Source organism: Vibrio sp. 99-70-13A1, assembly GCF_013114625.1.
Taxonomy (GTDB): domain Bacteria; phylum Pseudomonadota; class Gammaproteobacteria; order Enterobacterales; family Vibrionaceae; genus Vibrio.
In genome coordinates, this window is the sequence record NZ_VTXD01000048.1 from 1 (window position 1) to 21971 (window position 21971).

Sequence of the window (21971 nt, forward strand, 5' to 3'; positions counted from 1 at the left end):
AGTTAATGACTCTATATTCCCAACATCAATCCTAAGAAAGAAATTGGAGCGATACATCGGGTTCGAACCGATGACCTCAACCTTGGCAAGGTTGCGCTCTACCAACTGAGCTAGTATCGCAATCATGAACGTCTTTCGCCGTTCAGGGCTGCGAATTATAAGAGCATTTTTTTGTGATGCAAGTCCTTAATGCAAAAATATGAAAAATTTTCATTACTTGCTGAAAAAGCACACAAAAAAGAGCACTGTCAATATGCTCTTTGCCATTCATTCAAATGGTTTTGTTCTCTAACAGATTAGATGTTGATGATAGTTTTGCGGTAATACTGTAATTCTGCGATAGATTCACGGATGTCATCTAAGGCTAAATGGCTTCCAGATTTAGAAAAACCATCAAGAACTTCAGGTTTCCAACGGCGAGTAAGTTCTTTCAAAGTACTCACATCAATGTAGCGATAATGGAAATACTGCTCTAATTCAGGCATGTGCTTGTATAGAAAACGACGGTCTTGCCCTATGCTATTTCCACAAATTGGGGATTTGCCCTTCGGTACCCACTTTTCCAAAAATTCAATCGTTTGGTCAATGGCATCTTGTTCTGTGACTGTACTTGCCTTTATACGCTTAACTAAGCCACTCCCAGTGTGAGTAGTAGTACACCATTCATCCATTTTATCCAGCTCTTCATCAGACTGATGGATGGCAAGTACCGGTCCTTCGGCGAGAATATTAAGCTCGCTATCTGTAACGATAGAAGCAATTTCAATAATTTTATGAGTTTCAGGATCAAGACCTGTCATCTCAAGATCAACCCAAATAAGGTTCTGATCACTAAAGGACATAAGGGAGTTGCCTATTTGTTTACGTATAAAAGAGGTACTATACCCAAATAAGTATACTCAAACTAGGTTTAGAGCAACTGAAATGCAGTCGCACTAATTAACAGCTTGTTTGAGTCCCCTATCATCAATTTAGATGTGTTAAGTGGAAAATTGTGGCTAAAAAGAAAAAGTTAACCAAAGGTCAGGTACGACGCGTACGCAGCAACCAGAACAAACGTCTCAAGAAAGAAGATTCCATCCAGTGGGATGAGAATATGCTTGGCGGTACTAAAAGTGGTCTTGTTATCACTCGATTTGGCCAACATGCCGATATCGAAGATCTAGAAACGAATGAAGTTCATCGATGTAACTTACGTCGTAGCATTGAAACATTAGTCTCTGGGGACAAGGTAATCTGGCGTGCTGGGCTTGAGTCGATGGCAGGTATTTCTGGTGTTGTCGAAGCGGTTGAACCTCGTACTTCAATGCTAACTCGCCCTGATTACTACGACGGTTTAAAACCTGTAGCGGCGAACGTTGACCAAATGGTTATCGTTTCAGCTGTGCTACCGGAACTATCACTTAATATCATCGACCGCTACTTGATCGCCTCTGAAACGGTGAATATTGCACCTTTAGTTGTGCTCAATAAAGTCGACTTGCTGACAGAACAACAGATTAGCGAATACCGCGAAACGCTGAAAGTGTACGAAAAAATCGGCTATAAAGTGATGTTCGTGAGTAAAGAGTCTGGCTACGGCATCACTGAACTGGAAGCTGAACTGAAAGATCGCATTAACATTTTCGTTGGTCAATCTGGCGTGGGCAAATCCAGTCTAGTGAATGCACTTATGCCAACATTAGACATAGAAGAAGGCGCTGTTTCTGAAAACTCAGGGTTGGGGCAACACACCACCACGGCAGCACGTTTGTATCACTTCCCTTCAGGCGGCGATCTGATCGATTCTCCTGGGGTGCGTGAATTCGGTCTATGGCATCTAGAACCCGACGAAATCACTGACGCTTTCATTGAATTCAAGCCATACCTAGGTGGTTGTAAATTTCGCGACTGTAAGCACAATGACGATCCGGGATGTCTTCTACGTGAAGCCGTTGAAGACGGTAAAATTAGCCGCTTACGTTTTGCTAGCTACCATCGCATTATTGAAACAATGGCTGACAACAAAGATAACCGTCAGTACTCACGAAGTAAGAAAGCGGATCTATAATCGCATTCTTGTGAACAAATATGTGCATTTACTGACAAGTTGCGCGATTTTAAGTAACATCTCGCGCCCTAAATCGTCATTAATTCGTTTGCATTAAAAACGATTAGCATCAAAAACAAACAGCATCGGAAAATTAATACAATGGATAAGATTAAAGTTGGATTGCAATACTGGATTCCACAACACGGACTGACTCGCCTAGTCGGTAAACTAGCTTCTGCAAAAGCGGGCGGTTTAACCACAGCAATCATTAACTGGTTCATTAAACAATACAAAGTAAACATGGATGAAGCGCTGCACAGCGATCCTAAACACTTTAAAACATTCAATGAATTCTTTGTACGTGAACTCAAAGAAGGCATGCGCCCTATCGCTGAAGGTGATTCAGTTATTGTTCATCCAGCGGATGCTCGCGTAAGCCAATTTGGTCCAATTACTGATGGTCAACTGATTCAAGCTAAAGGTCATGATTACTCAGCTCGCGAACTTCTAGGTGGCGACGCTGCACTAGCCGAAGAGTTTGCAGATGGTGAATTCGCAACTCTTTACCTATCTCCGAGTGATTACCATCGTGTACATATGCCATGTGACGGTACACTTCGTCAGATGATTTATGTTCCTGGTGACCTGTTCTCAGTAAACCCATTAACAGCTGAAAATGTACCGAACTTATTTGCTCGTAACGAACGTGTAGTATGTATTTTTGATACTGAGTTTGGTCCGATGGCTCAAGTTCTAGTTGGCGCAACGATTGTTGGCAGCATTGAGCAAGTATGGGCTGGCACGATTACACCACCTCGTGGGAACAGTGTTTATAAGTGGGATTACCCAGCTGAAGGCAATAACGCGATCATCCTGAAAAAGGGTGAAGAGATGGGACGCTTTAAACTTGGTTCAACTGTTATTAACCTATTTGCTAAAGACTCAATCAAGTTTGATGAGACTATGGTCAATGGCGAAAAAACAGTATTAGGGACGCCTTTTGCGCACAACATTATTAGTCAAGAAAAACAGACTGAAGCTGCAGAAGAATCAAAAGAAGAAAGCAAAGACATTCAGTCAGCTGAGTAAAACAGCATGCTTTCATGGCGTTCTAAAGCTATCTGGGCTGAATCGTTATTTTAAAGATACACAAAAGGCGAGTTTTTCATAACTCGCCTTTTTTATACGCAAAATTCAAAAGTTAAGCGGAATATCAATTTCAGCTCCCCCATTTCAACTCAAACTTCGATTTAGACTTAAGCAAACACGCCTTCCAACTTAAAAGATTGACTAAAAACAAAACACCTGACGAATTATTAAACGAGTTTCATTTTTTATAACGCTTATCCAAGTACCTAACTCTGAGATAACTTACTCTAATTGAAGTTGTTTTCTTCATAAGGTCTCAGTGACATGCCTAAGCTCGATATTGGCGTTTTAATTAAGCTATTGATTTGCTTCTCTATCCCTCTTGGTGTGCTATTTATGCCAATAGACTCCATACCAATTGAGAATTTGACCTTAATTCAACATCGTTTGTTGGCTATATTTTTACTCGCAGCATTGCTATGGGTACTTGAGCCAGTACCAGTATTCGCCACTTCCATTTTGATCATTGCCCTTGAGTTAGTCATGATCTCAGATAAAGGCTTGCACCTATTTCGAAACCCACCAACTGGGCACGATCTAGGTGAATTAATCAAATACACCGATATTTTTGGTGCTTTTTCTTCGCCTATCATCATTCTTTTTATGGGTGGTTTTGCCTTAGCGATCGCTGCCTCAAAATACGAACTGGATAACAACCTAGCGCGAGTATTGCTCAAACCATTTGGTACTCAACCTCGCTTTATCATGCTTGGTTTAATGCTAATCACAGCTGTATTTTCAATGTTCATGTCTAATACCGCTACCACTGTCATGATGCTGGCGTTATTAGGACCGATTGTCGCCTCTGCACCCAAAGGTGATATTGGTATCAAAGCATTGGTACTGTGTATTCCTATTGCAGCCAATACTGGTGGTATTGCTACGCCAATCGGCACACCACCTAACGCCATTGCTTTGCAGTACCTCACAGGTGAGAACAGTATCGATTTCTTATCTTGGATGATGATGGGGCTACCATTTGTGATCATCCAACTCACAATTGCCTGGTTCCTGCTTCAGAAGTTCTTCCCTTCTCAGCAGAAAAATATGATTTTAAAGCTAGACGGGAAATTTAAGAAAAGCTGGCGCGCTATCGTTGTATACGCCACCTTTGCCCTTACCATTATTTTATGGATGACCACAAAACTGCATGGCATGAATACCTACGTGGTTTCCATCATCCCATTAGCGGTCTTTACCCTGACGGGTATCATGGGCAAGGAAGAGCTAAAAATGATTAACTGGGATGTGCTTTGGTTAGTCGCAGGTGGTATTGCCATTGGTATCGGTTTAGATAAAACCGGGCTTGCGGTCGCACTCGCGCACGCTATTGATTATGAATCCTTATCCCCAACTTCCGTTGTTCTGACTCTGTCTATTGTATGTTGGTTAATGGCGAACTTTATGTCGAATACAGCAACAGCAAACTTATTAATGCCGATTGCAGCTGCGATTGGTGCATCAATGGAAAGCTTAGTTGCGATTGGTGGGCTACAAGGGTTGCTGGTTGTTGTCGCATTCTCAGCTTCGCTTGGTATGATCCTTCCAGTTTCAACACCACCGAACTCCTTAGCCTATTCAACGGGTCTTATTGAAAGTAAAGACATGGCAAAAATGGGGGTAATCTTAGGGCTTGTGGGTCTTGGAATTGTCTACCTTGCACTGTTCATATTGACTTAGAGCTCAAACACTGCGATTTAAGCAGCAGGCTACTGAGTTCTTTGATTAACTAAACCACTTTAAGAGCAATTCTCACTTTGTTCTTACGGTGGTTTAGTGCATATTGGAGCACTACTTTCCCCTCACGGACGCTCTTTCAAATGGGATTTGAATGGCTGGCACTTGCTGCTGCATTTCTTTGGGCTATCGCAAGCCTGTTATCTGTCAAACCTGCTCAACACCTAGGTTCATTTGCCTATAGCCGCTGGCGCATGGGCTGCACCGCCGTCATATTATCCACAATGGCTTGGTTCTCTGGTGGGTGGTTAACCGTTGAGAGCGCCCTTGTGACTCCCATGATGCTGTCTGGTTTGATTGGTATATTCATTGGTGACACCGCTCTATTCGCTTGTTTGAATCGAATGGGACCAAGACAAGCTGGTCTGCTATTTTCTTGTCATGCCGTCTTCTCTGCCATATTAGGCTACTTCCTTTTTAGTGAAAGCATGACAGGCATGGAGCTAATCGGCTCAGCCTTGGTATTCAGTGGTGTATTAACCGCGATATTCTTTGGTCGTAAAGGGCAAACTCAAAATCAGCTAGAAGATATTAAAGGGAAAATTTGGATCGGCGTTGGTCTAGGAATCCTAGCAGCACTTTGCCAAGCGCTTGGTGGGATAATTGCAAAACCCGTAATGCTGACTGACATTGACCCTATTGCCGCATCTGCTATTCGAATGATCACTGCGTTTATTGCACATTCCCTTTTCCGTTTAACAGGGGCGAAGCTCTCACTTCCTATTAAACCAATGAATAGACAAATATTTGGTATTACGGCCATCAACGGATTCTTAGCAATGGCTGTAGGTATGACTTTGATTTTGTATGCATTGCAAAAAGGAAACGTGGGAATGGTTGCGTTACTCTCCTCCACCACCCCTATTATGCTGCTGCCTATTCTTTGGTACTACACCAAACAAAGACCTAATATCTATGCCTGGTTAGGCGCAATAGTCGCAGTAGTAGGAACCGGTATTCTGGTTCAATAAATGAGAGTGAGAGTGAGAGTAGAATTAGGGTTGAAAGGTAATGATGAACACACTAAAGCAGACTGCCATTGCCTGCTTGAATAAGATTAGTTACTCAAAAGTCACAATAGGAATAATGAGCTAATGAGCTGAATCATTATGATCTAGGAAAAGGGAAAGCCGTGACATCATCAATATGATCGTATCCCAACGCCAGCATGATTAAGCGATCAATGCCTAACGCTACCCCTGCACATTCAGGTAAACCCGCTTTGAGCGCCTCGATCAAATGATGATCGATTGGCTGAGCTGCTAATCCCATTTCTAACCGTTTCACATTGTCTTCTTCAAAACGCTTAAGCTGTTCTTGTGGGTTGTCCAATTCATGGAAACCGTTAGCTAATTCGATGCCTTTAAAATAGACCTCAAAACGATCAGCAACACGCGAGTCATGAGCGTTTATTTTAGCTAAAGCCGCTTGCGAAGCTGGGAAATCGAAGACAAACGCAGGAACAACCTGACCAATCTTAGGTTCGACCCCAATACTAAAAAGCAGCTGCAACAATGTATCTCTATCTTGTTCAGGATCAGCTATGTCACTAAGCCCTAATGGCCCAGCCACTTGCTTTAATTCATCCATAGACGCTTCTAAAGGGCATACACCAAGTACATCAATGAAAGCTTGTTGATACGTCATACGCTGGGCACTGTCACACTTCAAAACTTGCTGTAAGAGCACATCCATTTCATCCATCAAGTCATGATGATTAAAACCAACGCGATACCACTCCAACATAGTGAATTCAGGGTTGTGATAACGACCATTTTCTTCGTTACGAAAAGACTTACAAATCTGATAGATACAACCACTACCCGACGCCAGCAATCGCTTCATGTGAAACTCGGGGCTAGTCATGAAAAATAGCTTCTGACCACCAGCATAACCGGGACCGACAAACTCCGTTTTGAACGTATGTAAATGAACGTCAGTGACCGTCGCATGGCTCATGGCAGGAGTATCCACTTCCATGACTTTTCGCTCAAAAAAGAACTCTCGAATCTGTCGAATGAGTTCTGCACGTTGCTGTAATTGTCGTGTTGATGCTGCTGGCATCCAGGTCGGATTATTCATATTAAGTAACACATAAATAGAAGTTATGCGAATTCTACCGCGCTAGAGAATAAATCCAAAGTTGTACGTGATTACAATCACACATAGAGGAATAAATATGCCCTTACATGCACTACTGAAGCAAAAACCTAAATACATCAACTTTTGAAAACCTATCCTCTCTTAAACTAACCCTACCACTTAAGGCTTATGCGCATGGTTTTGATAACTCGAAATTAAGAGCATAAAGACTTTTATAATAACAAGCGGAAAATTCCGCATCACACACTGGAGGATAACTGTGAAGGTAATCACCACAGATATCGCAGTCATCGGCGCAGGCGGCGCCGGTCTTCGTACTGCTATTGCAGCGGCTGAAGCTAACCCTGATTTAGAAGTAGCCCTTATTTCTAAAGTTTACCCAATGCGCTCGCACACTGTTGCAGCCGAGGGCGGTTCAGCAGCAGTAATCAAGGACGAAGATAGCTTAGATAACCACTTCAACGATACCGTTGGCGGTGGTGATTGGCTATGTGAACAGGATGTTGTTGAATACTTTGTTGAAAACTCGACTCGCGAAATGATCCAAATGGAGCAATGGGGTTGCCCATGGAGTCGTAAAGAAAACGGGGAAGTTAACGTACGTCGATTCGGCGGCATGAAAGTAGAAAGAACGTGGTTTGCAGCGGATAAAACCGGCTTCCATATGCTTCATACTCTGTTCCAGACTTCGATGAAGTACGACCAAATCAAACGATTTGATGAGTACTTTGTGGTTGACCTCATTGTTGAAAAAGATGAGAACGGCGAAGACGGTGAAATCCAAGGTCTTATCGCTATTCATATGTCTGAAGGTGAGCTTGTTACTATCAAAGCAAAATCTGTTGTTCTTGCAACAGGTGGTGCAGGTCGTGTTTATCACTGCAACACTAACGGCGGCATTGTAACTGGCGACGGTATGGCAATGGCTTATCGTCATGGTGTACCTCTGCGTGACATGGAGTTCGTCCAGTACCACCCAACAGGTCTTCCTGGTACAGGGATTTTAATGACCGAAGGTTGTCGTGGTGAAGGCGGTATTATCGTTAACAAGAACGGCTACCGTTACTTGCAAGATTACGGCATGGGTCCTGAAACTCCTGTCGGCGAACCAAAAAACAAATACATGGAACTAGGACCTCGTGACAAAGTGTCACAAGCGTTCTGGCATGAACAACAAAAAGGCAACACCATCAAGCACCCTCTTGGTGATGTCGTCCACTTAGATCTTCGCCACCTTGGTGAAGAATACCTACAAGAGCGTCTGCCTTTCATTTGTGAACTGGCAAAAGCTTACGTAAACGTAGATCCGGCAAAAGAACCAATCCCAATTCGTCCAACGGTTCACTACACCATGGGTGGTATTGAAACTAACGGGACTTGTGAAACTCGCATTAAAGGTCTGTTTGCCGTTGGCGAATGTGCTTCTGTTGGTCTGCACGGCGCAAACCGCCTAGGCTCTAATTCACTGGCTGAGTTTGTTGTATTTGGTCGCGTTGCAGGTGAAGAAGCCGTGAAACGTGCCGCCGAATTCAAAGGCTGGAATGAAGACGCTATTGCACAACAAATCAAAGCTGTTGAAGAGCGCATTGCAGGTTTGATGAATCAAGAAGGCGATGAAAATTGGTCTGATATCCGTACTGAAATGGGTCACACCATGGAAGCGGGTTGTGGCATCTACCGTCAAGAAGACTTGATGCAAGCAACCATCGACAAGATCACTGAACTGAAAGCACGCTACAAAAAAATCAGCATCAAAGACAAAGGTAAAGTGTTCAACACTGACCTACTTTACGCTATCGAAGTGGGCTACGGCCTAGAAGTGGCAGAGGCGATGGTGCACTCAGCGATTCTTCGTAAAGAATCTCGCGGCGCACACCAACGTTTAGACGATAACTGCACTGAACGTGATGATGTGAACTTCCTTAAACACTCTCTTTCTTTCTACAAAGAAGATTCTGCACCGACGATTGATTACAGCGGCGTGAAGATTACTAAATCTCAACCGAAAGCTCGTTTGTATGGTGAAGCCGCTGAAAAAGCTGCTGCAGCCGAGAAAGCTGCAGAAGCTGCAGAAGCTGAAAAATCTGCTGCCGAAAGTGCGAAGAAAGATGAGATGAGCGAAGAGGAGAAAGCATAATGTCAGCAAACCGTATCCAAAAAGTAGACATTCTGCGTTACGATCCAGAAAAAGACGCAGAACCTCACCTTCAAGGGTTTGAGATTCCATTTGATGAAACGATGTCAGTCTTAGACGCGATTGGTTACATCAAAGATAACCTAGATAAAGATTTGTCTTACCGCTGGTCTTGCCGAATGGCTATCTGTGGCTCATGCGGCATCATGGTCAACGGCGTGCCAAAACTAGCCTGTAAGAGTTTCTTACGTGACTACCCTGATGGCTTAAAAATTGAGCCTCTATCGAACTTCCCAATTGAGAAAGATTTGATTGTCGATATGACGCCATTCATTGAGCGCTTAGAAGCTATCAAACCCTACATCATTGGTAATGATCGTACACCAGAAGACGGCACGAACATCCAAACGCCAGAGCAAATGGCAAAATACAAGCAGTTCGCAGGTTGCATCAACTGTGGTCTTTGCTACGCAGCGTGTCCTCAATTCGGTCTAAACCCTGAATTTATTGGCCCTGCGGCTCTTACTCTTGCTCACCGATACAACTTAGATAGCCGTGATAACGGTCAAGCTGAGCGTATGGAATTGATCAACGGTGAGAATGGCGCTTGGGGCTGTACGTTTGTTGGTTACTGTTCTGACGTTTGCCCTAAAAAGGTAGATCCAGCAGCCGCAGTAAACCAAGGTAAAGTCGCTTCTTCTATGGACTTCGTAATCTCAATGTTTAAGCCAGACGGTAAACCAGTTAAATCGGCGGAGGAAGCGTAAGATGAGCAATCGTAAACCTTATGTTCGTGAGATGAAAAGAACGTGGTGGAGTAATCATTCGTTTTACCGCTTCTACATGCTACGAGAAGCCACTGTCTTGCCTTTGATCTTATTCACTATCTTCCTAACCTTTGGTTTAGGGTGCTTAGTGAAAGGACCAGAAGCTTGGCAAGGATGGCTATCTTTCATGGCAAACCCATTAGTGGTGGGCATTAACATTGTTGCCCTTGCTGGTAGCCTACTTCATGCTCAAACCTTTTTTAGCATGATGCCGCAAGTAATGCCGATTCGATTGAAAGGCAAATTAGTAGATAAACGAATCATCGTACTGACCCAATGGGCAGCAGTCGCGTTTATCTCTCTTGTTGTTCTGGTTGTGGTGTAGGAGACGATTTGATGAACAGTACTTACAAAGTTGACCGTAATACGGTGAATAAGCACCCTCAACGTTCAGACGAACCAATCTGGTGGGGTCTATTCGGTGCAGGTGGTACATGGTTTGCCATGATCACGCCTATCACTATTTTAGTCTTGGGTATTTTGGTTCCCATGGGAATCATTGATGCTGATGCAATGAGCTATGAGCGTGTGTCTGAATTTGCCACCAGCATTATTGGCGCGCTATTCATTATCGGCACGTTAGCACTGCCTATGTGGCATGCAATGCACCGTCTACATCATGGTATGCATGACTTAAAGATCCATGCAGGTGTCGCTGGGAAAGTAGGCTGTTACTTCTTTGCAGGGTTAATTAGCGCGCTGTCTATTATTTTCATCTTCATGATTTAATAGCACTCAGTACAAGCACGAATAAAAAAGGCTGACGAAATATCGTCAGCCTTTCTATTTATGAGCAAATATTAAGTTATTGCTTCGTGATTTTCTGAGTTTGATCCATCACACCTAATGCGCCAAAAGCCGTAATCACATCAAGGTTACTTTTCAAAGCTCCATCACTGCTTCCACCTACGTAATTCTGTGGCATTTCAACTTTGAAGTTTTGCAGGTTGTTATACAAAGCATTCGCCACATCACGGTTTAGCTCTGCAAGGTATACCTCTCGGTTCGCCCCCAGTGCAGCATATTTTTCTTTCAAGATCGTCGCTTCGGCGCGACCTTTCGCAATGATAGCTTTGGCTTCAAATTCCGCAGATAACGCATTCGCTTTTTGAATCGCCAAATTTGCTTCAGCCATTGCTAATTCTTTCTCTTTCTCAACTTCAGCCAAATGTTTCGTCTTCTCGACTTCAACAATCTCACGCTCTGCGATATGACGAGCAACCGCTACGTCTTTTTGTTGAGAGATAATGGCTAGCTCTTTTTGACGTTGAGCATCTTGAACCTCACGAGTTCGTTGGATCTCTTTACGTAACTGTTCAGTTTCAGCTTGAGCTTTAGACGTTTCTTGCTCTTGGATTGCCCGAATACGATCGGCAACCAAACGCTTTTTATCCGCAAGTAACTGATCAAGTTGCTTTTCTGGCTGAGGATCTCCAATAGTTACTTGTGTCACTTGAATACCATATTGCTGAAGCGGATTTTCTTGCCTAATCGTATGACCTGACTTATCCGTAATAGGTACCGTTTTCCACACTAACTGCTTAGTTTTCTCTAGCTTATTACCATTCGATTGCTGTATTCCGACGGGCGCTAAATCAATTTGTTCAATTTCAACCTGACGGCGCTCTGTCGAATAAATACCTTCACGTAATTGGTCTCCCAATTTAGATTTGAACTGGTTCAAACCACCTTGGAAGAATTCTTCGCCAGTATATTGAGTCGCAGTAATAACGGTCACATTACGCGCATTCTTTACTAATAAAGCATCGATCAAGTTACTGTTATTACGGAACTCACGGTGCATTTTTTTCACGGCTTCAGGGTCATTACTGAGCTTAAATCTGAATGTGACTGGGATTTTTCCAATATACGTATCCGCAAAACGAACTTGTACTGGGTCTAGCCTCTGGTAAAAATCCTCTCCCATGTTATTACCAAAAGATACCGTGATCACCTGATCATACTGAGTGATTTTTGATAAAAATGGCATGCGAAAGTGAATACCAGGTTCCGTGAATACATCCAGTTCACCCGTCATATTGTTTTGGTGAACATAGCTATAACCAGCATCTGTCATTAACACTGAACTGTTAATGGTAAGCCCGAGAGCCAAAAGCGGCACTCCAAATACTGCAAATTTTAAACCACGGTGTAGCAATTGACGTCTTTCATCGACTTTAAGGCTTTGTCCTAAGCTTCTATTTTCCATTATATTTTTCCTTTATGTTGAACGATGTCGTTAAATCGAATAGGTAAAATGCACCGCCAACACAGGTAATGTAACAAATAATTACATTACGGAATATTCGAAAGATTCATTGAATTTATAAGATTTAGCCGAATATCACACAAATAGATATATTGAATTTCAAAACTGAGAAAAAGGACAAAAACAAAAAAAGGCCACCAAAGTGACCTTTCTTTTTTAACAACAAAACCTTTATAAACCATAACCTTGAAGAAATAGTTTCTACAAAAGCTTTAATTGCTACCTGTTGTAATCGAATTGATTACTTAACACGACCAACGTATTCGCCAGTACGAGTGTCAACTTTCACAACTTCACCGATAGCGATGAATAGAGGTACGCGTACAACCGCGCCAGTTGCTAGAGTTGCTGGTTTACCACCAGTACCTTGAGTGTCACCCTTAAGACCAGGATCTGTCTCAGTTACAGCGATCTCAACAAAGTTTGGCGGAGTTACTGTGATAGGGTTATCATTCCACAGTGTTACTGTGCAAACGTCATTTTCAACAAGCCATTTAGCTGAATCAGCGACTGCTTTTACGTCTGCTGCAATTTGCTCAAATGTTTCGTTGTTCATGAAGTGATAGAATTCGCCATCGCTATATAGGTAGCCTAGTTCAACGTCAACAACATCGGCAAGTTCAAAGCTTTCGCCTGACTTGAATGTTTTCTCTAACACTTTGCCTGACAGCAGTTTACGAAGTTTTACACGGTTAAACGCTTGGCCTTTACCTGGCTTAACGTATTCGTTGTCGATAATTGAGCAAGGCTCGTTATCTAACATGAATTTTAAACCGCCCTTGAATTCATTGGTGCTTACTGACGCCATGATTTTCTCTTCCACATCTTTGAGTTAATTTCAATGCCGCATATCATAACCCGAAAAGTCGAATCTGTTGAGCAAAACTGGCTCAAACAACTATCGAATGCGATCTCAGACCCGACAAAACTGCTTAAAGCATTGGAAATTGACCCAACACCATGGGAGCAAGGTTTTGCCGCTCGTAACTTATTTGCTTTACGAGTTCCGCTAAGTTTTGTTGAGAGGATGGAGAAAGGCAACCCTCATGACCCACTGTTGCGCCAAGTCCTACCATTAAGTGAAGAGTTTGAAGTACACGAGGGCTATTCAGCCGATCCACTCGAAGAACAAGATAATGCGCTGCCTGGGCTTTTGCATAAATATAAGAACCGGGCACTGATGATAGTAAAAGGGGGCTGCGCGATTAACTGCCGATATTGCTTCCGTAGGCACTTTCCCTATCAAGACAACAAAGGCTCTAAATCAGTTTGGAAAGACAGTATTCAATATTTTTCTGAGCATCCAGAAATCAATGAGGTCATCTTATCTGGTGGGGACCCTCTTATGGCAAAAGACATCGAATTGGCTTGGTTAGTCAGTGCTATAGAATCGGTTCCTCATATCAAAACATTACGTATCCATAGCCGGTTACCCGTTGTGATACCAGCAAGAATAACGGCTGAACTTTGTGAGACATTAGAAAGCACTCGCCTTCAAGTTGTATTTGTTACGCATATTAACCATGCGAATGAAATCGACCATGAACTAAAAGCTGCATTATCTAAGCTCAAACAAAGCGGTGCGATTATTCTAAACCAAGGGGTGATGCTTAAAGGGATAAACAATTCGGTTGAAGCACTGACAGATCTTAGCGAAAGCCTTTTTTCTGCTGGAGTGCTCCCTTACTACATGCATGTGTTAGATAAAGTTCAAGGTGCGGCGCATTTCTATATTCCAGACTCGGAAGCGAAGCAATTATTTTCGGGGTTGATTGAAAACGTCTCTGGCTACTTAGTGCCTAAACTAGCCAGAGAGATTGGAGGGAGAACCAGTAAAACGCCGCTCGACCTACACTTAGAGTGAGTTAATGGGGAACTTGCTGTGCCACTAAAAAGGCACAGCGAAAATAAGAATTAATACTTATTTATTACATGGAGAAAATGTTTTAGTACATGCCCGGTTCACCACGGAAGATGACCCTATCATTACCTCTGTATATACCAAATGTTACAACTGCTGTTGGGTTTTCATCCCCACGCCCATCCCAATTGTAATGTAAGTATTCCAACTCCTCACCAGCCTCGGAACCTTCACAAGTTTGTCCGTTTTCGAATGTAGTCGGTGCCTCACCAATACGCAGCCATAATTTAACTTGTTCCCGTGCTGCATCATCAACTTGGTTTTGCTGAGCCATTAAATCGCTGCTAAAACCATTGGCTACAGTCTTTTGCCCAGAAGAGAAGCTTACGGGCGATGCTCCGCCATCCGACCAAATACTAGTCCTGCAATAATTAGCGCCATTAAACGCGCTATCATCGTCTAGTGTATTCGCTACAAAGCGACTGCTATCCCAATATTCAACCGTTAGCGGAACCGGCAATTCAGAAGCTGTGTTTCCACCAACATTCGATATACGCATTCGGCCGTATCGCATATCCAACTCTTCTGGCAAAGTTCTAATATCTTTATCGCCTGAGCCGTCATTTCGATAAGCGTCGGTGCTATCAAAATAGGTGCAGCCTATCGTGGCACAATCTATACTTCCTGAGTTTACTTCCAATCCCATTTGAACTCGATAAGGTCCATCAGGTGTCGTTTTTAACGGCGACGATGATGTTTCTATTTTATTGAATATCAAAGTAGAAGCGCTAATACCTAACGTGCCACTAGACCAATCAGATTCCCAACCAGTTGATATAGAACTCATATCAATGCGGCTAGTAAGATCATTTTCTGTAGGTGACGTTTGACTCGCATCGATAGCTTTAAGCTGTATTGTCATGCGGTTGTTGTTGCTCGCATTGAAAATATCATAAGCAAAGGAGTCATAGTTTTGAGTCACTGTTCCTGCTGTATTTTGAGCCTCAACTTCAAATGCAGCGCTATAGCCTTGGAGCATATAAGTGAAGTCAGATTGCCCTTCACTTACCACACCCGATTTTAGTGAAAAGTGATCTGGGTAAAAACGCCCAATAGCCGCAACACCTTGCTCGACTGCACCTAATATATAGCCAGAATAATCGGCTTGAAGCCATAAGCTACCCACCTCGCTCCAGCTCAAACCATTAATAATAAGACCATCTTTTGCCTGCCCTGTATTAGCAAAGCTATAAGTTGCTTCACCAGTTAAATTACCGGGTTGACCTCCTGATGGAGTATCCAACGCATGAGATATGTTAACCCCAGCAAACAAGGCTCCATCAGTGTAATAATTCGGAGTTGTGCTTTGGGAACATAGTTCATTTGTAACAACATCACTGTTTCCGTCTCCGGAGCTATCGCCAGAAATAGCAGTGCCTAGCCAAGTCACGGGTTTAATCGTCACGCTAAATGATTCACCCGCCTTGGCAAAACCATTACCTGAAGTCGTTTTACCTTTATAACCAGCATTCAACCCTGTAGAGGTGATATTACAAATTGCAAAGGTATGAGGTCTTGAATAGACAAGCATGTCTCCCTTAAACCCATCGCTAGCCTCTTGTATCGAAAGGCTTACTTGCCCCGCATCGACATAATTAACGGTTACTTGCGCTTCTCCAGCTATAAACGTTACATTTTTAGTTAATAGTGTTGCGTCATACGTTCCTGTGGAGGGGGCTATCTTTGAAGTTTCACTTATCGATAAAACTTTCGCTCCGTCATAGTCAGTAATGACATTCCCACTACTGTCTACGGCTTTAATCGTGGCGATCGTATCTTGCCCAGCAATCATAATTAAAGGGTTTGGCTCAAAGATATAGCCGTTATTAACAAAAGAATAAGCCCCAGCACCGGCAGTCACAGTGTCCTTTTCAACCCAAGTAGCAGTAATGTTTACATCAACTTCAACGCTTGAATATAAATAATAAGTAACAATACCTGCTGAAATGGGTAGAGATGATGAATCTGAAATACAAGCACCAGCCTCCGAAGATTTCCAGCAAACATCTGAACCACCAGTGTGAGTAAGGTTAAGGTTGCCATAGACTGAACTATCTACTGCTCCTTCACTATCCACGATGGAAAAAGTTACGGCAACTGCACTATCAATAATTTCTGAAGCTGTAGTAGGGCTAATAAGCATTTCTTGTACTGACACTTCATTACAGCTGGAAATGTCACCGAGTAACTCCCCACTTCCATACATTTTCAAATATAATGAAGCAGCAGCGCCATAAACGATACTTTGCCCTCCATTGATATCAATAAGTGATTCTGAAATTATAAATGCAGCCGCTTTTGCTGAACCTGAGACATAAACGCCATTCTTTACCGAAGAATTATTGTTCAAATTTAAATAGTCGACGCTTGGGTCTATACCGTGAGATATCAAGTGCAATTGATTAGGAGTCGTTGTTACAACCCCACCTGTAGAGCTGTAGTTAACCAAGGAGTTTCCTGACAACTCTATTTTGTGAGAATGTACTCTGACATCACCACTTACAAGAAGAGTTGCTCCTCCGGTTACTAGAAAGTCCTCCATAAAATAATCACCGCTGCTCAACGTGACCGTTCTACCACCTTTGATACTAATTTTTTTGTACTGACCAGGAACAAGCACATCCCCATCGGCAGGGTTCAATACACCATTACCCGGAGTGTAAGAAGCAAAATTGTATTGGGGGACTTTTAATGACGAGTCAGTGGCACATCGATAACCATCACAGAACTTAGGGTTTCCGCTGCCCCAATCAGGTTGAGTCAAATTATCAAATCCCACGCGACCATCAGGAACAGAACCCTCAATAATGGCACTAGTGCCCAAGTCCATTTCACCATCAGAGCTCCAAGTTTGAGCCGCTCCAGTAAACTGAGTACATTGATTCACCTCAAACGGTACTTCAAACAAAATAAAACCAATTCGCTCTGCGACATGACCACGCTCAGAGTCCACATCTTGGTCTTCATCTACCATAAAACTTGAGCGTGCGGTTTCAAGCCGACATCGTCGAACAAAGGCACCATTATTACCTTGTCTTGAATTCATCTTTCCTATAATAACGGGAACAACATCAAGCTCATCATAAGTTGCATAAGTTTCACAGCCCTGGGTGACTGGGTTATTTGAACTTATTGAGCTAGATGTTTGCTGGTTTCTGATTTGGAATTTAATGCCATCTCTTTCTCCTTCCCCTACCGCGGCAAGGTAAGCAATCTCTTCAGTATTTTGTGGGTAATCTCGATTCGCTAAAGACTTTCTACCATCTATCTCTAATCGTTCTAACGCAATATCAAAATTTGTCCTCGTGACTCTAGGAACAACAGAGGTAAGCCATAAATCATCTGGATTATTCACCGTTTGGACTTGGTGTAAGATCGCTGGAGTACTTAAAAAAGACAGTATCTCATTCGAAGATTCAGTTGCATAAGATGCTCTGACCCTATTATTCCTATTATTAGTAGAATCAGAGTTATTAATTCGAGTTCTGTAGCGAGCAGTATTAACAGAGCCGACAAGAACTTTCACCCCATCGAAATCATGTACACCATGTTCGATAACTAAATAATCAATGACCATCATTGGTACTTGCTCCATATCCGCAGGAGCTCCTGAATTTGGTGGGTACTGTTGTTCAAACTCAACGTAGGTATCGGTTACGGTTAATATTCTGATTGCAGAAGGGGCATCTTTTTCATTTTGAAAACCGACTGTATCCATAAAAAATACAGCTGGCGTTGAAGCATAGGTTTCGTCAAATGTGATTCGACAAACGGTATCAATACAATCGGCATGTGGATAAGCATTTACGTTATAACGACCGTATTCAAGCTCGAGTGACCAACTTGAAAAGCTCACTAGCAGTAAAAATATAGTTAATAATCGGGTAACTAAATCCATGAATAATCAGCCTCAGGCTCTCTATTAAGCTTTTAATAAGATTAGCCCATTATTTCACAAATATATCAAACAAATACATTAACTCTGCGAACTTTATCAACAAGCAAGGAGGCATATAATTTCAGTTCTTGATAAGCAATACAGACAGGCTCAAACCGCTAGCGAATAAAACTTATAAACCAAAGAAACGGCTTAAAACGTGGTAATTGCCCCCAAAGAGAAAACCGTCATTTAATCGTCTGGATTAAAATTTTTTGTTCGATAGGCAGGTCTAATATCTGCATACTCCCCATTTTCTAATGCCAAAAGGCAAACGGCTCATTTGGGAGGAGACCATGCCGCTATCGATTGAACAATTATTAGATCTAACCCCTTTCAGTTGGGCTGCGGTAGCGACCTGCATGTTATGTGGTGCCTTGATCGGAATTGAAAGGCAGACCCGAGGTAAGCCCGTTGGAATCAGAACATCTATTCTGATCATCATGGGAACGTACTTCTTTTTAACCATGGCGATTAGCTTGTCCCCTAATTCATTAGATCAAGCTCGCGTACTCGGTCAAATAATCACAGGTGTCGGTTTCTTAGGTGCTGGCGTGATGATGACCCTTAATGGGAAGATTCATGGTGTCACTTCTGCCGCCATTATTTGGGTATTAGCAGCTTTAGGCATGATGATCGCACTGAATCATTTACAGCAATCTATTTTGATTACCTTACTCATGCTTTCTATCTTGCTCGGTGTTGATAAAGTAGAAAATAGCTTTCAGAGCCTGCGTAGAGGCGTCCATCAAAAGTGGATGAGGAAAGGGAAAAACAGTAAGTAATTTTTTCTTGTTTCATTGTCGCACTTGAAGTTATTCATCATATAAAGCACATAGAAAAACAGCCCAGAAACATGTCTGAGCTGTTTGTAACTGAGCTTGGTATAACCAACCAGTCTTACTTATCAATTACTTCGCAAAGTTTATGATAGGGAAACAAGGGAAAAAGCCGTTATCGGCACAGTTAATCAGCCCCACTTGCACACCTTCAATTTTGGTCGTCTTATTAAATACACCAACCTGAACTGTCGATACTTCTGAGATATTCGCAGCGCCAACATCCACCATAGTGTCACCTTCAGAATAGTTAACGAAACTCACGTTGGCACCTTGTACATCGTTAGTAATGTTTACTGCACCAAGGTTAAGACCCGTTGTTTTACCTGTATTCCAGTTAAAAAAGCCCAGTGATGCACCTGTCATTTCTTGGTTTACTTTTGATGCACCAAAGAAGCCTAGGTTTACACCTGTTGTTTTTTGCGTTTCAGACATGCCCACAATTGCGAGATCCAACCCTTTCACTTCATCAACTTGACCATGAAGTGCAGCGACACGCACACCTGACACTTTACTTTCTGCCGGTGCATTGAAATCATTCACTGACGAAAACATAACTGGCGTAGATGCCATTGCTACCGGTGCTGCTACTGCGGCAGATATCGCTAGAACTGAAAGTAATTTTTTCATTGGGAGTCTCCACTGACTTATTTGAATTCGATGATATTTTAATTATCAATCAGATAGTTATTTTGCTTTATATAACAGCCATCCATGTTAGACCAATGTCATAACTGCCTTTTGAATATAAACACCGTTTCAAGCATGCGCAATTTTTTATAGAACAAAATACGAATATTAGATGAATAAAGATAAAAAAACCGAAGCATCACTGCTTCGGTTTCTATTCATATAAGCTTATCTATACTGTCAGCTTTGATTTAAGTAGCCAGTATAAATGGTTAGCCTATGGGAGGATTACATCATGCCGCCCATGCCACCCATACCGCCCATGCCACCCATATCAGGCATTGCAGGACCAGAATCTTGTGGCTTATCAGTGATCATCGCTTCTGTTGTGATCATAAGACCAGCAACTGATGCTGCGAACTGAAGTGCAGAACGCGTTACTTTAGTTGGATCTAGGATACCCATTGCGATCATGTCGCCGTATTCACCCGTAGCTGCGTTGTAACCGTAGTTACCTTCACCAGCACGAACGTTATTAGCAACAACAGACTCTTCATCACCAGCATTCGTTGTGATCTGACGAATTGGTGATTCCATTGCACGTAGTGCAACGCGGATACCTACGTTTTGCTCTTCGTTGTCGCCTTCAAGGCCAGCAACTTTAGATGCAGCGCGGATAAGTGCAACACCACCACCAGCAACCACACCTTCTTCAACGGCAGCGCGAGTCGCGTGAAGTGCATCTTCAACACGGTCTTTCTTCTCTTTCATCTCAACTTCAGTTGCTGCGCCAACTTTGATTACTGCAACACCGCCAGCTAGTTTAGCTACGCGCTCTTGAAGTTTCTCTTTGTCGTAGTCAGACGTCGCATCTTCGATTTGTTGACGAATTTGAGCAACACGACCTTTGATCATCACTTCATCACCCGCACCATCAATGATAGTTGAGTTTTCTTTTGTGATAGTAATGCGCTTAGCTTGACCTAGGTCTTCTAGCGTTACTTTTTCAAGGTCTAGACCGATCTCTTCAGAGATAACAGTACCGCCAGTTAGGATAGCGATGTCTTGAAGCATTGCTTTACGACGGTCACCGAAACCAGGCGCTTTAACAGCCGCCACTTTAACGATGCCACGCATGTTGTTCACAACTAGAGTTGCTAGTGCTTCGCCTTCTACATCTTCAGCGATGATTAGAAGTGGACGAGATGCTTTAGCAACCGCTTCTAGAGTCGGAAGAAGTTCACGGATGTTCGAAACTTTCTTGTCGATAAGAAGAATGAATGGGCTTTCTAGATCAACAGAACCCGCTTCTTGGTTGTTGATGAAGTAAGGAGATAGGTAACCGCGGTCGAACTGCATACCTTCAACTACGTCTAGCTCATCTTGTAGAGCCTGACCTTCTTCAACCGTGATAACGCCATCACGACCTACTTTTTCCATCGCTTCAGCAATGATGTTACCCACTGTTGAATCAGAGTTCGCAGAAATAGTACCTACTTGCGCGATAGCTTTAGTATCTGAACATGGAACAGAAAGGTTCTTTAGCTCTTCAACTGCAGCAATAACTGCTTTGTCGATGCCGCGCTTAAGATCCATTGGGTTCATGCCAGCAGCAACCGCTTTTAGACCTTCAGCAATGATAGATTGAGCCAATACTGTTGCTGTTGTTGTTCCGTCGCCCGCCGCGTCATTCGCTTGCGAAGCTACTTCTTTAACCATTTGTGCGCCCATGTTTTGGAACTTGTCTTCAAGTTCGATTTCACGTGCAACTGAAACACCATCTTTAGTGATTGTTGGTGCGCCAAATGATTTATCTAAAACAACGTTACGACCTTTAGGACCTAGCGTTACTTTTACAGCGTCAGCCAGAACGTTTACACCTTCTAGCATTTTAATACGTGCGTCATTACCAAATTTAACGTCTTTAGCAGCCATCTTAATTTCCTTTAAAATTCTTTATTCAGTCAGTTCAATGTATGTGGCGCGGATTACTCTACGATCGCCATGATGTCGTTTTCAGACATGATAAGAACTTCTTTACCGTCGATTTTTTCAGTTTTAGTGCCGTAGCCTTCTGCAAAAATAACAGTATCGCCAACCTTAACATCTAGCGCTTGTACGCTACCGTTTTCAAGAATACGACCTTTACCTACCGCTAGGATCGTACCACGTGTCGACTTCTCAGCAGCAGAGCCAGTTAGGACAATGCCACCAGCAGATTTAGATTCAACTTCTTGGCGTTCAACGATAACTCGGTCGTGTAATGGACGGATATTCATTGGTCGTCTCTCCTGATAATTTCCATTTAATTTGATAAGTGCCGATATTGGCATGTGATTAGTAAAGTATGTTGGGGAGAAACCGCTAGATCCCAAGGGGGAGCAACGGAAAAA

The 21971-nt window shown here is 42.7% G+C and carries 18 protein-coding genes and 1 tRNA gene; 10 read left to right on the forward strand and 9 right to left on the reverse strand.

Going from position 1 to position 21971, the window contains the following annotated elements:
* Nucleotides 1-44 precede the first annotated feature (44 nt).
* Nucleotides 45-120 (reverse strand) — tRNA-Gly (locus F0226_RS20550).
* A gap of 176 nt (nt 121-296) precedes the next feature.
* The gene (orn, locus tag F0226_RS20555; protein WP_171737376.1) at nt 297-842 is read right to left on the reverse strand and encodes an oligoribonuclease; all 546 of its coding nucleotides are present in this window, start codon (nt 840-842) and stop codon (nt 297-299) included.
* Between the two features lie 152 nt (nt 843-994).
* Between orn and rsgA the strand changes: the two genes are divergently transcribed.
* The 4 genes from rsgA to F0226_RS20575 all read left to right on the forward strand — a co-directional run bounded on the left by rsgA (nt 995) and on the right by F0226_RS20575 (nt 5889).
* Nucleotides 995-2050, forward strand: coding sequence for a small ribosomal subunit biogenesis GTPase RsgA (gene rsgA, locus F0226_RS20560; RefSeq protein WP_171737377.1), 1056 nt, complete (start codon nt 995-997; stop codon nt 2048-2050).
* A gap of 141 nt (nt 2051-2191) precedes the next feature.
* On the forward strand, nt 2192-3121 hold the full coding sequence (gene asd, locus F0226_RS20565) for an archaetidylserine decarboxylase (protein WP_171737378.1): 930 nt from the start codon (nt 2192-2194) through the stop codon (nt 3119-3121).
* Between the two features lie 324 nt (nt 3122-3445).
* Nucleotides 3446-4861, forward strand: a complete 1416-nt coding sequence (locus F0226_RS20570; protein ID WP_171737379.1) for an SLC13 family permease — start codon at nt 3446-3448, stop codon at nt 4859-4861.
* Nucleotides 4862-5001: 140 nt separating this feature from the next.
* Nucleotides 5002-5889: a DMT family transporter gene (locus F0226_RS20575; protein ID WP_171737380.1), complete on the forward strand. Its 888-nt coding sequence runs from the start codon at nt 5002-5004 to the stop codon at nt 5887-5889.
* 136 nt (nt 5890-6025) lie between these two features.
* On the opposite strand, the gene epmA is transcribed toward F0226_RS20575, so the two are convergent.
* Entirely contained in the window at nt 6026-7000 is a 975-nt protein-coding gene (gene epmA, locus F0226_RS20580; RefSeq protein ID WP_171737381.1) for an elongation factor P--(R)-beta-lysine ligase, read from the reverse strand.
* A 280-nt stretch (nt 7001-7280) separates the two neighbouring features.
* Between epmA and frdA the strand changes: the two genes are divergently transcribed.
* The 4 genes from frdA to frdD are packed head-to-tail and all read left to right on the forward strand — an operon-like array spanning nt 7281 to nt 10711.
* Nucleotides 7281-9158, forward strand: coding sequence for a fumarate reductase (quinol) flavoprotein subunit (gene frdA / locus F0226_RS20585; protein WP_171737382.1), 1878 nt, complete (start codon nt 7281-7283; stop codon nt 9156-9158).
* Entirely contained in the window at nt 9158-9922 is a 765-nt protein-coding gene (locus tag F0226_RS20590; RefSeq protein ID WP_137374072.1) for a succinate dehydrogenase/fumarate reductase iron-sulfur subunit, read from the forward strand. Before frdA ends, F0226_RS20590 begins: the two co-directional genes overlap by 1 nt.
* A gap of 1 nt (nt 9923) precedes the next feature.
* Nucleotides 9924-10307 (forward strand): fumarate reductase subunit FrdC, encoded by a 384-nt coding sequence (gene frdC, locus F0226_RS20595; RefSeq protein ID WP_171737383.1) that lies wholly within the window; start codon nt 9924-9926, stop codon nt 10305-10307.
* An 11-nt stretch (nt 10308-10318) separates the two neighbouring features.
* On the forward strand, nt 10319-10711 hold the full coding sequence (frdD, locus tag F0226_RS20600; RefSeq protein ID WP_171737384.1) for a fumarate reductase subunit FrdD: 393 nt from the start codon (nt 10319-10321) through the stop codon (nt 10709-10711).
* 76 nt (nt 10712-10787) lie between these two features.
* On the opposite strand, the gene F0226_RS20605 is transcribed toward frdD, so the two are convergent.
* Complete coding sequence (locus tag F0226_RS20605; RefSeq protein WP_171737385.1) at nt 10788-12191, reverse strand: SPFH domain-containing protein; 1404 nt, start codon at nt 12189-12191, stop codon at nt 10788-10790.
* A 301-nt stretch (nt 12192-12492) separates the two neighbouring features.
* Complete coding sequence (efp, locus tag F0226_RS20610) at nt 12493-13059, reverse strand: elongation factor P (protein WP_171737386.1); 567 nt, start codon at nt 13057-13059, stop codon at nt 12493-12495.
* Between the two features lie 33 nt (nt 13060-13092).
* Between efp and epmB the strand changes: the two genes are divergently transcribed.
* Entirely contained in the window at nt 13093-14115 is a 1023-nt protein-coding gene (gene epmB / locus F0226_RS20615) for an EF-P beta-lysylation protein EpmB (RefSeq protein WP_171737387.1), read from the forward strand.
* Between the two features lie 82 nt (nt 14116-14197).
* Here the strand turns inward: epmB and F0226_RS20620 are convergent, their stop codons facing one another.
* Nucleotides 14198-18070: a DUF6701 domain-containing protein gene (locus tag F0226_RS20620; RefSeq protein WP_171737388.1), complete on the reverse strand. Its 3873-nt coding sequence runs from the start codon at nt 18068-18070 to the stop codon at nt 14198-14200.
* A gap of 335 nt (nt 18071-18405) precedes the next feature.
* Between F0226_RS20620 and F0226_RS20625 the strand changes: the two genes are divergently transcribed.
* Nucleotides 18406-18894 carry an MgtC/SapB family protein gene (locus F0226_RS20625; protein WP_171737389.1) on the forward strand — a complete coding sequence of 163 codons (489 nt, stop codon included), beginning with the start codon at nt 18406-18408 and terminating at the stop codon, nt 18892-18894.
* Nucleotides 18895-19020: 126 nt separating this feature from the next.
* On the opposite strand, the gene F0226_RS20630 is transcribed toward F0226_RS20625, so the two are convergent.
* From F0226_RS20630 to F0226_RS20640, 3 genes are all read right to left on the reverse strand, one after another.
* Nucleotides 19021-19578, reverse strand: a complete 558-nt coding sequence (locus F0226_RS20630; protein ID WP_171737390.1) for a phaC PHA synthase — start codon at nt 19576-19578, stop codon at nt 19021-19023.
* A gap of 288 nt (nt 19579-19866) precedes the next feature.
* Nucleotides 19867-21513: a chaperonin GroEL gene (groL, locus tag F0226_RS20635; protein ID WP_171737391.1), complete on the reverse strand. Its 1647-nt coding sequence runs from the start codon at nt 21511-21513 to the stop codon at nt 19867-19869.
* Between the two features lie 53 nt (nt 21514-21566).
* On the reverse strand, nt 21567-21857 hold the full coding sequence (locus tag F0226_RS20640) for a co-chaperone GroES (RefSeq protein ID WP_137374062.1): 291 nt from the start codon (nt 21855-21857) through the stop codon (nt 21567-21569).
* Nucleotides 21858-21971 lie beyond the last annotated feature (114 nt).

Coding starts and splice junctions, on each gene's coding strand:
- F0226_RS20620 (WP_171737388.1), bottom strand. CDS start 18,070: ATGGATTTAGTTACCCGATTATTAACTATATTTTTACTGCTAGTGAGC.
- groL (WP_171737391.1), bottom strand. CDS start 21,513: ATGGCTGCTAAAGACGTTAAATTTGGTAATGACGCACGTATTAAAATG.
- F0226_RS20605 (WP_171737385.1), bottom strand. CDS start 12,191: ATGGAAAATAGAAGCTTAGGACAAAGCCTTAAAGTCGATGAAAGACGT.
- frdD (WP_171737384.1), top strand. CDS start 10,319: ATGAACAGTACTTACAAAGTTGACCGTAATACGGTGAATAAGCACCCT.
- epmB (WP_171737387.1), top strand. CDS start 13,093: ATGCCGCATATCATAACCCGAAAAGTCGAATCTGTTGAGCAAAACTGG.
- F0226_RS20630 (WP_171737390.1), bottom strand. CDS start 19,578: ATGAAAAAATTACTTTCAGTTCTAGCGATATCTGCCGCAGTAGCAGCA.
- F0226_RS20570 (WP_171737379.1), top strand. CDS start 3,446: ATGCCTAAGCTCGATATTGGCGTTTTAATTAAGCTATTGATTTGCTTC.
- F0226_RS20590 (WP_137374072.1), top strand. CDS start 9,158: ATGTCAGCAAACCGTATCCAAAAAGTAGACATTCTGCGTTACGATCCA.
- epmA (WP_171737381.1), bottom strand. CDS start 7,000: ATGAATAATCCGACCTGGATGCCAGCAGCATCAACACGACAATTACAG.
- asd (WP_171737378.1), top strand. CDS start 2,192: ATGGATAAGATTAAAGTTGGATTGCAATACTGGATTCCACAACACGGA.
- F0226_RS20625 (WP_171737389.1), top strand. CDS start 18,406: ATGCCGCTATCGATTGAACAATTATTAGATCTAACCCCTTTCAGTTGG.
- F0226_RS20575 (WP_171737380.1), top strand. CDS start 5,002: ATGGGATTTGAATGGCTGGCACTTGCTGCTGCATTTCTTTGGGCTATC.
- F0226_RS20640 (WP_137374062.1), bottom strand. CDS start 21,857: ATGAATATCCGTCCATTACACGACCGAGTTATCGTTGAACGCCAAGAA.
- efp (WP_171737386.1), bottom strand. CDS start 13,059: ATGGCGTCAGTAAGCACCAATGAATTCAAGGGCGGTTTAAAATTCATG.
- orn (WP_171737376.1), bottom strand. CDS start 842: ATGTCCTTTAGTGATCAGAACCTTATTTGGGTTGATCTTGAGATGACA.
- frdC (WP_171737383.1), top strand. CDS start 9,924: ATGAGCAATCGTAAACCTTATGTTCGTGAGATGAAAAGAACGTGGTGG.